The organism is Bartonella sp. AC62GZZY (genome assembly GCF_042196525.1).
In the GTDB taxonomy this organism is placed as follows: domain Bacteria; phylum Pseudomonadota; class Alphaproteobacteria; order Rhizobiales; family Rhizobiaceae; genus Bartonella.
Genome location: NZ_JBHIQN010000003.1, coordinates 158214 through 173617, shown reverse-complemented (window position 1 = coordinate 173617; position 15404 = coordinate 158214). Strand labels below are relative to the sequence as shown.

Sequence of the window (15404 nt, the reverse complement as noted above, 5' to 3'; positions counted from 1 at the left end):
GTTCCTTATGGAGATTATTTAAAGTGAGGATGGAGATGTTCATATTTGTCAATGAATATTTCAGATAATGATGTGTTTATTGACAAAAGCGCCGATCATTAAAATTGGGGAGGTATGGAGATATTTTTATCACTGAAATGTAAAACTTTAAATAATTTTCCCATCTGATCTGGACCAGCGAGCCGTTCAATGTCTTGGCGGATTTTGTCTTGCAAAGGAGCACTTTTGCCAACTCCAAGCTGTTTTGCGCGCTCCAGTAGCCCCATTTTAAAAAGAAACTCTCCTTGCTCTAAGATTTCAGCAAAACAGCTCTGTTCAAGAGCTATGTTTTTTAAAAAAGAAAAATCAACATGGGATGTTAAATCATGTTCACCAGGGGCATCAAAAACATCACGAAATCTATGTTTTGAGAGTGCTTGCAAGGTATCGCCAAAGGCAAGCTCACAAGCACCATAGTCGATAAGTAAAGCAGAACCTGTCACTTGCACTAAATGGTGGCTGATTTGTTGCATGAATTGATGCCGTAAGGGGGCATGTTCAAAAATTGTTCCGTCAGGCACTTTAGAACAATAGGTTTGTAGACAAGAAGAGGGAAGTTTATGCGGGGCAGCAATAAAGATAAAATCTCCATTTTGATTGACTGTAATGCGGCGCTCTTTCCATTTTCCATTGACTTTAATATATTGGTTGATAGGGAGTGTATCGAGAAATTCATTAGCAATGAGGAAGAGAGGTTTTGAAGGAATTTGATTAAAATTTTCAATGCTATGGATTTGTTTTTGATAAGAGCAAAGGCGCTTTTTTTGTTCTTTTGCGAGTTTTTGGCTTATTTCGATCAGAAAAATTTCAGCAGCATTAAATGCCGTTTGAGAGAGCTTTTGGATGGTTCGCAAAATGTCATCCATCAAAGTTCCTCGTCCTGGACCTATTTCAGCGAGAATAAAAGGGTGAGGACACCCTTGAGCTTTCCAGCTCGCAAGAGTCCAAATGCCAATCATTTCTCCAAATAATTGGCTTATTTCAGGTGCTGTAATGAAATCACCAGCACGTCCGAAAGGTGTTTGTGTTTGATAATAACCAAATTGAGGATCTGTAAGTGCCAACGTCATATATTGGCTAACAGTGATTGGTCCATTAAGGACAATAATTTCTTTAATTTTTTCTTTGAGATTGGCCATTTTCTGTCGGTTTATATTTAAAGGCGTGGAGAAGAAGATAAAACCCTACAAGAAGCATGGGAAGAGATAAAGCCATGCCATAGGTAAAACCAGTAGAATGGAAAAGAGTCGAAAACCATTCTGGATCTTCTTGAGGCGCACGGTAAACTTCAGAAATGCTGCGTGTTACTGCGTAGCCTATAATAAATGTTCCTGATACAGTACCGGGACGTTTTAATGCTTTGAACCCAAAAATAAGAAGACACAGGATGATGAAGAGAAGAAATCCTTCCATAAATGCTTCGTAAAGCTGGCTTGGATGGCGCGGTAAATAGTAAGGATCGAGAGGAAAACAAACAGCCCAAGGACGTGTAGTAATATTGCCCCATAATTCTTGGTTGATGAAGTTGCAGATTCGTACAACGCCGATACCAATAGGAGCACCTGCCGCAATGATATCAAACATGGCTCGTATGTTAATATGATTTTTACGGGCAAACCAGATCATAGCAATGATAATACCAATAAGTCCGCCATGAAAGGACATTCCCCCATCCCATACGGCAATAATAGCACTTGGATGGTTAAAATAGTAAATGGGATCCCATACAAGAACTTGTCCTAAACGCCCTCCGACAACAACACTTATGGCAGACCAGACAACAAAATCTCCGATCTTTTCTTTATCCATAGGAGGATAGTTTCTATACCATAGAGATGTTTTTTTTAATAATTTTTGCGCATACCACCAAGCAAAAAGAATACCCAGTACGTAACCAAGTCCATACCAATGAAGTGCTATGGGACCTAGATGGATAATGACAGGATCAAGAAAAGACGGAAAAGCAATGGCTGGACAAGACAAATTGTTCATGAGTTAAGCATCTTACATTATACGAGATGAATATGAAGTGACTCTGATGGTCAGAAATGACAGATGAATACACAATGGTCAAGTCAGTAGGGAGGCTAGTCAGAAAGGGGGGGAGATTTCCACTGATTTATCACGGTAAAAAAATATGGTGATAAAAGGAATATTAAAAAATCTGAAACAAAATCATTATGAAAAATCTGCACAGTATGTAAAATATAGAGTAAAAGGAACAAATTACAGTATCTAAATGTTATGAGAATACGCTATAATGCGTGTGTCAATAATTAAAATTTAAGGAAAAAGGTTATGCGTAATGGATCAAATCGTATTCTTGATGAATTAGCAAAATTAGCAACAGATGCTGCTGACGTTGCGCAAGGCATACGACGTGAAGCTGGAACAGCTTTTCGTGTGCAGGCTGAAAAGATAGCAAACAAACTTGATCTTGTTTCTCGCGAAGAGTTTGAGACTTTTAAGGAGATGGTGCTGAAAATCCATACTGATAACGCTGATTTGAAAAGACGCCTTGATGATTTAAAAAAAGATGATTAAAAAAAACGCAGGCACAAAAAAGTAAAATAGTTTAAAAAAAAGAATCTTCAAAAAAATATCCCCAATTTTTCAATATGATGCGTGAAACTAAAAAATGCTTAATCTTGAGTCTGTTAGAGCGGAGCATTTGTTTGTTTTTGATTTTTTTTGGGTAAAAATACATTTTTTTGAATCAGGGGGGCTGGCGCTATCAAATTGTATCAATACACTGAAAAAACTTGATGATTCGTTTCATGATTATCAGGTTTCCCTAAAGAGCGCGATTGTGTTCTAGGTGTTTGTGTTTTGTTGATGTTTTTAATGTGTATTTGTTTGGTGTAAGAGGTTTGATTGTAGCAAATATTGTTACAATTTAAGCGGTTTATATTCTGTTGACAATGTTTTAAGATGATTGAGGATTGTGATGAGGCTTGCATTTTGCGCCACAGAAAGAAAAGAGCACCCTGTTGACTTTATCGAACAGATTGCCTGTGAATATGATTGGTCGTTTGAGCGAGATGCACAAGATGAAATTAGCGTTTGTGTGGAAGGAAAACGTGCAAACTATCGTCTTGCTTTTTCATGGATGGAAGAGCATGAAGCACTTCATTTAGCTTGTTCGTTTGATCTTTCTATTAAAAATGCTCGAACAGCTGAAATACAGCGCTTATTGCTAGCAATTAATGAAAAGTTGTTGTTGGGACATTTTGATTACTGGCAAAGGAATAATTCAGTTATTTATCGACAAGGTCTTCTTTTGGCTGGTGGGATGCATCCATCTCATATACAGGTTGAAACATTATTGATACATGCACTTAAAGCCTGTGAAAGCCATTATGTTGCATTTCAGATGGTTGCTTTATCGGGAGAAAGTGCTTACAAGGCACTGCAGTACACTTTGTTTGAAACTGTAGGGAATGCCTAAAATATACAGTTTGTTATTTTTACAGACGGTTTGCTGAAATATTGCTCATAGGGGGATATCAAGAATAGCGCGCAATCCCCCGAGTGGGCTCTCGTCTAATTGTATATTGCCACCATGGCTGCGTGCTATGTCTTGAGCAATAGAAAGACCAAGTCCTGTTCCACTTGCATCTTGATTTCGCGCTTTATCAAGTCGAAAGAATGGCTTAAAAACTTCTGTGCGCATATTTTCATGAATTCCAGGTCCATTATCATCGATTATCAATATAAAAGATTCTTGTTGAGAGTTAGCTGTTAGTTTAACGGTTGTGCCGTAACAAAATGCATTTGATACAAGATTGCTGACCAAGCGTGTGAAAGCACGTGGACGTACTTGTATTTCTGTAGGACCTTCAATAGTGTAAGAAAATTGACGTTTGTGAAGATGAGCATCGGTGGAGAATTTTTGCATAAGAGCATTTAAATCAAAAGTCTTGACACTTTCACTTCCTTCTCCACGGGCAAAGGCAAGATAATCTTCTAACATATTTTGCATATCACTTACATCTTGCTCAAGCGGTTTAATATCAAAGCCAGTATTTGCTAATGCTAACTGAAGTTTAAAACGTGTAAGAATGGTTCTTAAATCATGACTTACTCCTGAGAGCATCATGGTGCGTTGTTCTATTTGGCGTTCAATACGTTCTCGCATACGTAAAAAAGCGATGCCTGCACGACGGACTTCATCAGCTCCTAGTGGTTGAAATCCTTTTGGTAAGGGACGACCTCGCCCAAAGCTTTCAGCCGCTTCAGCGAGTTGTTGAATTGGTTTTATTTGGTTGCGTAAGAAATAAATTGCTATCAACAATAAAACAAGAGCTGTTCCTACCATCCAGCTTAAAAAAATAGAGGTATTGGAAGCATAGGCTTGGCTGCGCGGAGCGAAGACACGCAAGATGTTGTGGCCAAGGTGGATACGGATTTCAACAAGATCAGAATCTCCTACGGTATCGATCCAGAAGGGACGGTTAATTTGTCGGGTAATTTCTTCGCTTAAAAAATAATCAAGAATTGCAAAAAATGGCTTAGGTCCCGGTGGGGGTAAGGGGGCAGGAGAGAGAATAGAAATGTTTAATCCCATACGTTGTTGTGCAATACGCTTGATATCTTCATAGTTATCTTGTTGTGGATATGTTTCAATAATATCAATAATGGCTGAAATATCATGCACGACAGCAGTTGAAAGACGCTCGGTTACCATTTGCCAATGACGTTCCATAAAGACGTAAGCAATAACCGTTTGCAGAAGCACCATGGGAGCAATAATAATGATCAAAGAACGAGCATAAAGCCGTTTAGGCATTTTTTTCGTTAGCCATCGAAAAAAAAATCTTAAAGGTTTGAACATTCTTGTGCCTATTCAATTGAGAGTTTATACCCTATTCCTCGCACAGTTTGGAGCCATATAGGAAGTGCTGGATTTTTTTCGATCTTACGGCGAAGGCGGTTGATTTGTACATCAATGGCACGTTCACTTATATTGCTGTCATCGGTCGCGAATTTATGGCGCGGAATTGTATCGCCTGCATTTTCGGCAAAAATGATCATCATTTCTTGTTCTTTATCGGTTAATTTAATAATTTCTCCTCTTTTTTTGAGTTCGCGCCGTGAAATTGAAAATATATAAGGACCAAAAATGATTTGCTCAATTTTAGGTTGGCTAAGGGGAAAACCACGTCGTAAAATGGCGTTGATGCGAAGGAGAAGTTCACGAGGGTCAAACGGCTTAGCCAGATAATCATCTGCCCCTGCTTCTAATCCACGGATACGATTGTCTATTTCTGATAAAGCTGTTAACATGAAGATAGGGACATCTTTTGTTTGACGGAGTGAATGAGTGAGATCAATACCGTTTTCGCCAGGCATCATGACATCAACAATAAGAAGATCAAAATCTAAACTTGCTAACAGTCGTCTTGCTTCATTCGCATTGGCTGAAACTGAAACACGAAATCCATTTTTAATGAGAAACTGAAATAAAAGATTGCGAATACGCGTATCGTCATCAATCACAAGAAGGTGAGGGGCATCGTCACACAAAACTTGAACGTGATTGCTCATTCTTAAAAAAACCTTGATAAAAATTTAGTTTACACAAAGTGCAAGTTTACATAAGTTGTATAAAGCTGTCGAGCAGCACCTTTACCTTAAAGGAGAGAAAGTTTTATTTATAAATTGAAAAAAGTTATTTTTGAAAAGGATATGATGGGTAGTCTTAATATACATATTATTCCAGTTACGACATTCCAACAAAATTGCACTTTGCTTTTTGATAGTGAATGTAAAACGGGGGTTCTCGTTGATCCTGGTGGTGATTGGCCGCGGATTCAAGACGTAATCGAAAAGAATGGTGTTATCGTTGAGGCTATTTGGATAACACATGGTCATTTTGATCATGTAGGAGCAGCAATGCAAGTGAAAGAAGCGCTTAATGTAAAAATTATCGGTTCACATCGCGATGATAAGCCTGTGATGGATGCCGTGAGCGAAAGCGCAAAAAATTATGGCATCACTGATGCTTGCATTTGTATTCCTGATCGATGGTTAGAAGATGGTGAGTGCGTTCATTTTGCTGGACATGTGTTTAAGGTTTTTCATACACCAGGGCATTCTCCTGGTCATGTTATTTATTTCAATGAAAAAGAGCGCTTAGCCCTCTTGGGTGATGTTCTTTTTCGTGGCTCTATTGGACGTACGGACTTCCCCTTCTGTTCCCATGAAAAATTGATGCAATCTCTTAGAGAAAAAGTTTTACCTTTAGGCAACGATGTTCGTTTCATCTGTGGGCATGGTCCCAAAAGTAGCATAGGCTATGAGCGCCAAAATAATCCTTTTCTTCAAGATTTTAATATATGAGCAAACAAAAAAAACGCTTTGAAGCGTTTTTTTGCCATTTAAAACTTTTTAGTAGGACGCAACAGAAGTTAATTTATTGGGGCATAACAAAGGTGTTCGACGCCTTTACGGTCTCGGAAAGTTCCTGTTTTAGGGTTGAAGGAACGGTATTTTTTCTTGCAATAGTTAAGCCAATCAGATTCTAATGATTGTTGTACTGGCTCATATTCCACCGTTTGCGGAGTTTCATAAATTATCTGTTCTTGTGGAACCTGTTGATATACAATTTGATGCTGTGGTGCGGTTTGATAAACAACTTGTGGCTGTTCTGGTTTTTTAAAAATTTTGCCGAGAAGTGCACCTGCTGCAAGAGCAAGAATGCCCATTGCTAAAGCTTCTCCTGAGTTATTTATATTAATACTACTGTGTTTTGTCTTTTTGCGCTCGACATAATGATATGTCTTGTGTTCAACATGATGGTGTTGTTGTGCTCCCCATTTATGGCTAACATAATGACGCTTGTGGGGATTATCAAAAGAGTGATGTTCACTATGAGAAAAATGGGAGCTAAAATTGTGAGACGGTAAACCAGCCTCCCTTCTCATATCATAGTTATGATACCATGCCATATCCGCAAGCGTTGGATCTAATGGCATCAAAACGGTTACAGTAGACATTGCTGATAATACCGCTAACCTGATCACTTTTTTCATAATGATGCTCCTTGTGTCAATTCGTATTTTTCACATCCTACACGTTTCAAACTGAATAGAGACTGAACAATTTTGGACTTTATTGTGACAAAAAAATAAAAATTCATTTAGTTAAAACTATTATCAATACAATAAAATAAAATCATGACAGAATTTTGATTTCAATTAATGTACTCTTCTTAAGCTTAATTAAGCAGCTTGTATTTAGAGCACCAGATTTTTTACTATTGGTTATAAATTATTTATTGATGAGTACTTTTTTATTGCTTGATACAATATGAATTGAACAATAGGTGTATGAATAAAAGTTATCGTTTTTTATTATAGGCTTATGGTGCTAAGATAGAACCTTATTTCACCTTATTTGTGTGATTGAATACAGTCCTGTTTCACTACTCTCTTGTGAGGCTAAATATTGAGTTCGATATCATATTATAACTGTATAAATATAATATATTGCGGGAACTTTTTTTGATATATGGGAAACATTCTTGTTGGGATATGGCTGTTAGTTTGACAGTATTGGCATGACAAAATGCATTTGACACAAGATTGCTGATGAGACGCGTGAAGGCACGTGGGCGTGCTTGTATTTGTGTAGGGCTTTCAATGGTGTAGGAAAATTGACGTTTGTGAAGATGTGCATCGGTAGAGAATTTTTGCATAAGAGCATTTAAATCAAAAGTCTTGACACTTTCACTTCCTTCTCCACGGGCAAAGGCAAGATAATCTTCTAACATATTTTGCATGTCGCTCACATTTTGCTCAAGCGGCTTGATATCAAAGTCAGTATTTGCTAATGTTAGCTGAAGTTTAAAACGGGTGAGAATGGTTCTTAAATCATGGCTTACATCCGCAAGCATCATGGGGCGTTGTTCGATATATTTAGAAGATGGTGAGTGTGTGTATTTTGCTGGACATGAGTTTAGGGTTTTGCATACACTGGGGCATTCCCTTGGTCATGTTATTTATTTCAATGAGAAAGAGCGCTTAGCCTTCTTGGGTGTTGTTCTCTTTCGTGGTTCTATTGGACGTACGGACTTCCCCTTCTGTTCTTATGAAAAATTGATGAAATCCCTTCGAGAAAAAGTTTTACCCTTAGGCGATGATGTTTGTTTTATCTGTGGGCATGATCCCAAAAGTAGTATAGACTATGAGCGCCAAAATAATACTTTTCTTCAAGATTTTAATATATGAGAAAACAAAAAAACGCTTTGAAGCGTTTTTTTGCCATTTAAAACTTTTTTAGTAGGACGCAACAGAAGTTAATTTATTGGGGCATAACAAATGTGTTCCAAACCATTACGGTCTCGAAAGGTCCCTGTTTTAGGGTTAAAGGAACGGTATTTTTTCTTGCAATAGTTAAGCCAATCAGATTCTAATGATTGCTGGAATGGCTCATATGCCACCGTTTGCTGCACTTGATAAACCCTTTGATTTTGCGGAACTTTTTGATAAATTACCTGACTTTGTGGTACTATTTGATAAACCACTTGTGGCTGTTCTGGTTTTTTTAAAATTGTACCAAGAATTGTACCTGTTGCAAGACCAAGAATGCCCACCGCTAAAGCATCTCCTGAGTTGTCTATATGAATATTACTGTGTTTTGTCTTTTTGCGCTCGACGTAATGATATGTTTTGTTTTCAACATGATGATAATGGTGGTGGTGGTGATGATGGTGTTGTTGTTGTTGTTCCGTCTTACTATGTTTGGCTACAGACCTTTCATGTTTGGCTTTAAATCTTCTCTTGTTGTCATCAGAACTCTTGTGGAAATCATCAACAAACTTTTGGAAATCATCAGAAAAAAAACCACGTTTTTTATCAGAACAATGGGAGTGAGAAAAACCGCAAGGCAGAATATCAGCTCTCTTCCTTATTTCCCTTATCGCATCATCTCTTTCTTTACGCATCTTCCTCATCATATCATCTATTTCTCTCGAGATAGAGTCACTACGATTCCATGCCATATCCGCAAGCGTTGCATTTAGCGGCATCAAAATGGTCACAGTTGACATTGCTGATAATACCGCTAACCTGATCACTTTTTTCATAATGATGCTCCTTGTGTTAATTCGTATTTTTCACATCCTACACGTTTCAAACTGAATAGAGCCTGAACAATTTGGGACTTTATTGTGACAAAACAAATAAATAAGCCATTTAGTAAAAGCTATCATAGATACTGACAAAATTTTGATTTCAATTTAATGTATTTAATTGATAAGATTGTATTGGTAGTAGATGATTTTTACTATGTTGTATAAAGTATTTATTTGGGAATAATTTGTTCCTATCAATTAATTTAATGTAATTTAATAACTATTTTATAAATAAAGCCTATAGTTTTATTACTATATAATTATGATTAATATTAAATTATATATTATAGTATAATTGTATAAATATAATATATTTGTAGTAATATTTTGTTTCATGGAAGATATTTTTTTAAATTTGTCTGCATTTATTTATATTTTAGAAGTTTTTACAGTTTTAAAGATTTTTATAATAAGGTTGAACAAGAAAGATTTTTTGAAAAGTCAATAATTTTAGGCATTTTTTGTAAAATATCCTCTCTTATGTTGTCTTAGAAAAATTGGAATATTTTTAATATTTGCTGTTATCTATTTTTAGGGCAATACTGTTTACTCTTCATCGATAGTCAGTTTTTTAGAAGAGCTAAAGATTAGTTTTGGCGGTGTGAAATTTCTTGCTCCTTCATTGATTGCGTTTTTTTCGTTTTATTGTTGCTTGATTAGGAGTGTTTTTACGAGATTTTCCTTTTTGATTTTCCAAAATACCAGTGTCCATGGTTGGTCCCATGTGTGCAAGGTCTGGTTTGGAGAAAAGACTTGGTTGTAACACGGGCTCTTGGGGGGATTGTTCTCTATGATGTGTTAAGGGATTCTCCGCGAGTTCTAGTTCTATCTTTTGTAATTGTTTGATTTCATCGCGAAGGCGTGCTGCTTCTTCAAAATTAAGATCAGCAGCTGCTTCATGCATTAATTTTTCGAGGTGTTTAATATGAGATGCTAAATTGTTGCCAACCATATTTTTTTTCTCGATGACATCAGGGATATTTGTACGAATATGGTTGTTTTCATAACCTGAATTGAGAATATCTCCGATATTTTTTTTGATACTTTTCGGTGTGATATGGTGTTCTTCATTATAGGCTATTTGTTTTTGTCGACGTCTTTGTGTCTCTTGTAAGGCTCGTTTTATGGAACCAGTGATCGTATCTGCATAGAGGATAACACGGCCATCTACGTTACGTGCAGCACGTCCGATTGTTTGTATGAGGGAAGTTTCAGAGCGCAAAAAGCCCTCTTTATCGGCATCTAGAATGGCAACAAAACCACATTCTGGAATATCTAAGCCTTCTCGGAGCAAGTTGATACCGATGAGGACATCAAAGGTGCCAAGCCGAAGATCGCGTAGAATTTCAATGCGTTCTAATGTATCAATGTCGGAATGCATATAGCGTACACGAATACCTTGTTCGTGGAGATATTCAGTTAAGTTTTCGGCCATACGCTTTGTGAGAACTGTCACCAATGTACGGTAGCCCTTTTGAATTGTTTTCCGAATTTCATTCACAACATCATCGACTTGAGTGCGTGCTGGACGAATTTCTGTTTCTGGATCGACAAGCCCTGTTGGGCGAATGATTTGTTCAGCAAAAATACCATGGGATTGTTCTATTTCCCAGCGTCCAGGTGTTGCGGAGACAGCAATTGTTTGTGGGCGCATGGCATCCCATTCTTCAAAGCGCAAAGGACGGTTGTCCATACAGGAAGGGAGGCGAAAACCATATTCTGCTAAAGTTGCTTTTCTGCGAAAATCACCTCGGTACATACCACCAATTTGGGGAATGGTTACATGGCTTTCATCGATAAAAACAAGAGAATTGAGTGGAATATATTCGAATAAAGTTGGGGGTGGTTCACCGGGATTTCGTCCTGTTAAATAACGTGAATAATTTTCAATTCCCGGACATGAACCGGTGGTTTCCAACATTTCCAAATCAAAAACTGTACGTTGTTCTAAACGTTGTGCTTCTAAAAGACGCCCAGCTTCGTTCAACTCATCGAGGCGTTGAACGAGTTCCATTTTGATAGATTTCATCGCTTGGTTAAGTGTTGGGCGTGGTATTACGTAGTGTGAGTTGGCATAAATTTTAATTGATTGAAGATCGCCTGTTTTTTGTCCGGTGAGAGGATCAAATTCCGTAATTGTTTCCACTTCATCGCCAAAGAGCGAAATACGCCAAGCACGATCTTCGAGGTGGGCAGGGAAAATTTCGATTGTATCTCCTCGTACACGAAAGGAACCACGAACGAAGTTGATATCTTGTCGATAATACTGTTGAGAGACTAAATCAGCCAAGAGTTTTCGTTGATTGAGTTTGTCCCCTTTTTCTATTTCGAAGGTCATGGCCGTATAGGTTTCTACGGAACCAATTCCGTAGATGCAGGAGACAGATGCGACGATAATAACATCATCACGCTCTAAGACGGCGCGTGTTGCAGCATGACGCATCCGGTCGATTTGTTCATTAATAGAGGACTCTTTTTCAATATAAGTGTCAGAGCGTGCAACATAGGCTTCTGGTTGATAATAGTCATAATAAGAAACAAAATATTCGACAGCATTGTGAGGAAAAAAGCTTTTAAATTCTCCATAAAGCTGTGCCGCTAAAGTTTTATTTGGAGCTAAAATCAGAGCTGGACGCTGTGTTTTTTCAATGATATTGGCCATTGTATAGGTTTTTCCTGAGCCGGTAACACCCAAAAGCACTTGTGTACGTTCATCTTTTTGAATTCCCTCAACCAGAGTTTTAATGGCTTGAGGTTGATCTCCCGCTGGTTTAAAAGATGTTTCGAGTTGAAATGGAATACCACCTTCAGATTTTTCAGGACGAATAGGGCGGTGAGGTGTCCATAATGCACCATTCTTAAAAAGAGGATTACCTGAAGCAATGAGAGCAGAAAGAGCTTCTACTGTTGCAGTAACACCATTTTTCATTGTTGTATCCTTTGATAGAAGCGTGCTGGTGATTTTAAAGAAAATACTAATTTTTACAATTTCATTACAACAACAGCAAAACATTATTGAACAGATTTGTTTTGGTTTATTGGAGCTTTCATTAGGATCTTGATCAAGTTTTTTCTATGAGACAAATTCTTCGAAGTATTTCTTTGGAGGGAGCATATTTGTGGTTGTTCATAGACACTATTGCATTTTTTCCATGATGATATTCAAGAGGGCATAAGTTATTATGGCTGTTATGGAGAATAATCGGTACGTTTGGGCACTAAAGGCATTGTGTATGTGTGATAAAGATCATTTCCATCTTTAAATGAAAGATAACGAGATGACACCCAACCCATTTGAGCGTTATATCGGATATGGCACCAGTTTCCTTCACAGTTTTTGACAAAGATCAATTCCCCCGCAGAGATTAAGCCACAAAGCGCATACTGAGTGCTGGGGCCTGCTCTAAAATTAAGATTTCTCGTAACAAAGGCCTCTGCTGCCTCGGATATCGTTGTAGTTAAAAAGAAAGGAACAAACATAAAAAAAATTATGATTTTTTTCATTTTACTGCAAAGAACTTCTTTAGTAATTTTCTATCCTTCTCTCTTCGTATCACATATGATTTCTTTTGCCAGACTATGATAAAACAGAAAAAAATACAATTCTTTCTTCTTTAGGAGACTCAGCAGTAGAGTGAATTTTAATATTTTAAACACCAAAATGAGATGTTTTAAACACTATTGGTGCATGTTTTGTTCCCTTTATTTATTTTTATATGGAAAACAGAGAGACTGTACTATATAATGAAAAAGATCGTAGTTTTCGGATTCCAAAAGTAATTTTGGAAGCCGTTTTTTGTATTTTTATTAAACTTTCCGTGTAATAGAAAGGGACGGATTATGGAAAAAGTTCCGATGACTACAGCTGGTTTTGAAAGTCTTAAAGAAGAGTTGCGTTGGCGTCAACAACAGGAGCGTCCGCGGATTATTGAAGCAATTTCTGAGGCGCGAGCACATGGTGATTTGTCAGAAAACGCCGAGTATCATGCAGCTAAAGAAGCGCAAAGTCTTAATGAGGGGCGTATAAATGAGCTTGAAGATTATATCGCACGAGCAGAAGTGATAGATGTCTCGCGTCTTTCAGGTGACAAAATAAAATTTGGCGCAACCATTAAACTCTTGGATGAGGATACTGAAGAAAAAAAAGTGTATCAGATTGTAGGGGATCAAGAAGCTGATGTAAAAATTGGTAAAATCTCTATTTCTTCGCCTATCGCACGTGCACTTATTGGCAAGCAAGAAGGTGATGTGATTGAGGTGAATGCACCAGGTGGTGCGCATAATTATGAGATCATTAAGGTTCAGTACATCTAAATAACATATGGATTATTATGCGTATCTCTTTGGAAGAAACTGAGGTTATTGCGCCTCATTTAAAAAAGCGTTTGTCGGGAGTGACATCTACGATTATTCAGCTTATTCCACTACAGCGCGAACAGGGGGTGCGTATATCTACTTTGGGATTTGGATTACCACAAAACTTGCCTGCTCTTACCTTTAGGGACCTTTTCGGACTTTGGAAAAGTCCGAAAGGGAAATCATTTCGTATTTGGCATGCACGACGCAATATTGAGATGCTTTGTGGGATCTTTTTACGCGATATCTTGCGAATGAAGCTGAGGCTTATATTCACATCGGCTTCACAACGCCATCATAAGCCTTTTACCAAATGGTTGATTCGCCGTATGGATAGAGTTATTGCTACCAGTACGCATACGGGCGCTTATCTAGAAGTGCCTCACAAGGTTATTATGCATGGGGTGGATGTAAGGCGTTTTACGCCACCACAGACTCTTAATGATTACTTTTCTTCAACAGGATTTCCAGGAAAATATGCGGTAGGATGTTTTGGACGTGTGCGTAGCTCAAAGGGAACAGATTTATTTGTTGATGCTATGATAGCATTATTGCCCCACTATCCTGAGTGGACAGCACTTATTGCTGGTCGTACGACAGAACAACATTATCATTTTGAAAAAGAATTACGCCAAAAGATTGCTAAGGCTGATCTGAATGATCGCATTATTTTTCTTGGTGAGATTCTGGATACACCTTTATGGTATCGTCGTTTATCACTTTATGTGGCACCTTCTCGTACAGAAGGTTTCGGTTTAACACCATTAGAGGCAATGGCATCACAGGTTGCGGTTGTAACGAGTGATGCGGGAGCTTATAAAGAGTTGGTAGTAGCAGAAACAGGAACGGTTGTAAAAGCAGGAGATGGTTCGGCTTTAACGGCAGCGATTGAACTTTATTTTGCTGATGTAGAAAAAACATTAGCAGCCGGAAAGAAAGCTTTAACCCATGTTCGTACTCACTTTCCTTTGGAAAAGGAGGCAATTGAGATTGGAAGTATTTACAAAGAACTGTTTGCGGAAAAAATACTTTAAAATATATTATATCAAAAATCTTCTTGAGGAATGATAAAAAGTGTTTCCTTTAAAGGTTTTTTATGATCATCAAGAAAACATCTCAATTATATAAGTGTTATTTCAAAAAATTTATCATGTCTTTCATATAACGCTATAAGAAGTTCTCAAAGTTTGGGATCAAAGATTAAAAAATCTATAGGTTTGAGAGCGATATATGGCTTATGACAAAGCATACGAGGAGAGAGAAGAATTATTTTAATTCCAGCAATATTTTAGAATGAGAAAATAATACTTTAACTTTTAAAGTCTAGAGATTTATGCACTATCTTAACGCTGTCATGCTAATATTATTACGTTTTGTAAGACTTAAATATAGAGCAAAAAAATTCTTATCTTAAATGAGAGAAAATTTTTGAGGTTTTCTCTAGTATTTTCATGGATAAAATAGTTGTACATATTTTCGGGTAGTAGAAATTCATAAACAAAATGTGCTTTGATTAATATATTGATATCATATAAATAATTTATCTTTGCAATTTGAATAAGAACTTTCAATATCGTATGATTCTTCCATGTCAAATCTGTTTATAGTAAATCAATAAAAACTATACATTTGCACGTCACAATTGGAAGAGAGCATGTGGCGGATAAAAACTATTTAAGAAAGGTGTAAAGAGATTTCTTATAAATTGTCTGAAATGCAGTCTGTTGCACATTAACAGCAGAAAAATAATATGATGGTGCTAATTGTATCTTATGTTGTGGTTTCGGTATGCACTTTATTATTTAAGTAAAAATGATGGGACCAATTAGATCTTATACCTTTCATAAGAATTGTTGTGAAATGAATAAGATGA

Annotated in this window: 13 protein-coding genes and 2 pseudogenes; 6 read left to right on the top strand and 9 right to left on the bottom strand. The window is 37.2% G+C overall.

Annotated features, from left to right (window positions below; translation table 11 throughout):
• Positions 1 to 98: 98 nt before the first annotated feature.
• Together ACFIML_RS03565 and lgt are read right to left on the bottom strand one after the other, a co-directional pair.
• Complete coding sequence (locus tag ACFIML_RS03565) at positions 99 to 1178, bottom strand: class I SAM-dependent methyltransferase (protein ID WP_375687373.1); 1080 nt, start codon at positions 1176 to 1178, stop codon at positions 99 to 101.
• Positions 1153 to 2031, bottom strand: coding sequence for a prolipoprotein diacylglyceryl transferase (lgt, locus tag ACFIML_RS03560; RefSeq protein ID WP_375606342.1), 879 nt, complete (start codon positions 2029 to 2031; stop codon positions 1153 to 1155). Before lgt ends, ACFIML_RS03565 begins: the two co-directional genes overlap by 26 nt.
• Positions 2032 to 2337: 306 nt before the next feature.
• Here lgt and ACFIML_RS03555 point away from each other — a divergent pair, with 306 nt between their 5' ends.
• Positions 2338 to 2583 (top strand): accessory factor UbiK family protein, encoded by a 246-nt coding sequence (locus ACFIML_RS03555; protein ID WP_375606341.1) that lies wholly within the window; start codon positions 2338 to 2340, stop codon positions 2581 to 2583.
• A gap of 403 nt (positions 2584 to 2986) precedes the next feature.
• A complete protein-coding gene (locus tag ACFIML_RS03550) occupies positions 2987 to 3487 on the top strand; it encodes a YbjN domain-containing protein (RefSeq protein ID WP_273724125.1) in 501 nt (166 codons plus the stop codon).
• Positions 3488 to 3532: 45 nt separating this feature from the next.
• Here the strand turns inward: ACFIML_RS03550 and ACFIML_RS03545 are convergent, their stop codons facing one another.
• Positions 3533 to 4873: an ATP-binding protein gene (locus tag ACFIML_RS03545; protein WP_375606340.1), complete on the bottom strand. Its 1341-nt coding sequence runs from the start codon at positions 4871 to 4873 to the stop codon at positions 3533 to 3535.
• A gap of 8 nt (positions 4874 to 4881) precedes the next feature.
• Positions 4882 to 5586 carry a response regulator gene (locus ACFIML_RS03540; RefSeq protein ID WP_375606339.1) on the bottom strand — a complete coding sequence of 235 codons (705 nt, stop codon included), beginning with the start codon at positions 5584 to 5586 and terminating at the stop codon, positions 4882 to 4884.
• A gap of 144 nt (positions 5587 to 5730) precedes the next feature.
• Between ACFIML_RS03540 and ACFIML_RS03535 the strand changes: the two genes are divergently transcribed.
• Complete coding sequence (locus ACFIML_RS03535; RefSeq protein WP_375606477.1) at positions 5731 to 6381, top strand: MBL fold metallo-hydrolase; 651 nt, start codon at positions 5731 to 5733, stop codon at positions 6379 to 6381.
• A gap of 68 nt (positions 6382 to 6449) precedes the next feature.
• Here ACFIML_RS03535 and ACFIML_RS03530 read toward each other — a convergent pair whose 3' ends face one another.
• Together ACFIML_RS03530 and ACFIML_RS03525 are read right to left on the bottom strand one after the other, a co-directional pair.
• The gene (locus ACFIML_RS03530; protein ID WP_375614038.1) at positions 6450 to 7073 is read right to left on the bottom strand and encodes a BA14K family protein; all 624 of its coding nucleotides are present in this window, start codon (positions 7071 to 7073) and stop codon (positions 6450 to 6452) included.
• Between the two features lie 482 nt (positions 7074 to 7555).
• Positions 7556 to 7960: pseudogene (locus ACFIML_RS03525) on the bottom strand (sensor histidine kinase); the annotation flags it as partial.
• On the opposite strand from ACFIML_RS03525, the pseudogene ACFIML_RS03520 reads away from it, so the two are divergent.
• Positions 7956 to 8270 (top strand): annotated as a pseudogene (locus ACFIML_RS03520) (MBL fold metallo-hydrolase); the annotation flags it as partial. The pseudogenes ACFIML_RS03525 and ACFIML_RS03520 sit on opposite strands and share 5 nt — an antisense overlap.
• 68 nt (positions 8271 to 8338) lie before the next feature.
• Here the strand turns inward: ACFIML_RS03520 and ACFIML_RS03515 are convergent.
• From ACFIML_RS03515 to ACFIML_RS03505, 3 genes are all read right to left on the bottom strand, one after another.
• Positions 8339 to 9127, bottom strand: coding sequence for a BA14K family protein (locus ACFIML_RS03515; RefSeq protein WP_375687370.1), 789 nt, complete (start codon positions 9125 to 9127; stop codon positions 8339 to 8341).
• A 667-nt stretch (positions 9128 to 9794) separates the two neighbouring features.
• A complete protein-coding gene (gene uvrB, locus ACFIML_RS03510; RefSeq protein WP_375614037.1) occupies positions 9795 to 12104 on the bottom strand; it encodes an excinuclease ABC subunit UvrB in 2310 nt (769 codons plus the stop codon).
• A gap of 260 nt (positions 12105 to 12364) precedes the next feature.
• A complete protein-coding gene (locus ACFIML_RS03505; protein ID WP_375609122.1) occupies positions 12365 to 12679 on the bottom strand; it encodes an SH3 domain-containing protein in 315 nt (104 codons plus the stop codon).
• Between the two features lie 336 nt (positions 12680 to 13015).
• On the opposite strand from ACFIML_RS03505, the gene greA reads away from it, so the two are divergent.
• Together greA and ACFIML_RS03495 are read left to right on the top strand one after the other, a co-directional pair.
• Positions 13016 to 13489 (top strand): transcription elongation factor GreA, encoded by a 474-nt coding sequence (greA, locus tag ACFIML_RS03500; RefSeq protein WP_375606334.1) that lies wholly within the window; start codon positions 13016 to 13018, stop codon positions 13487 to 13489.
• A 17-nt stretch (positions 13490 to 13506) separates the two neighbouring features.
• On the top strand, positions 13507 to 14565 hold the full coding sequence (locus ACFIML_RS03495) for a glycosyltransferase family 4 protein (RefSeq protein WP_375606333.1): 1059 nt from the start codon (positions 13507 to 13509) through the stop codon (positions 14563 to 14565).
• Positions 14566 to 15404 lie beyond the last annotated feature (839 nt).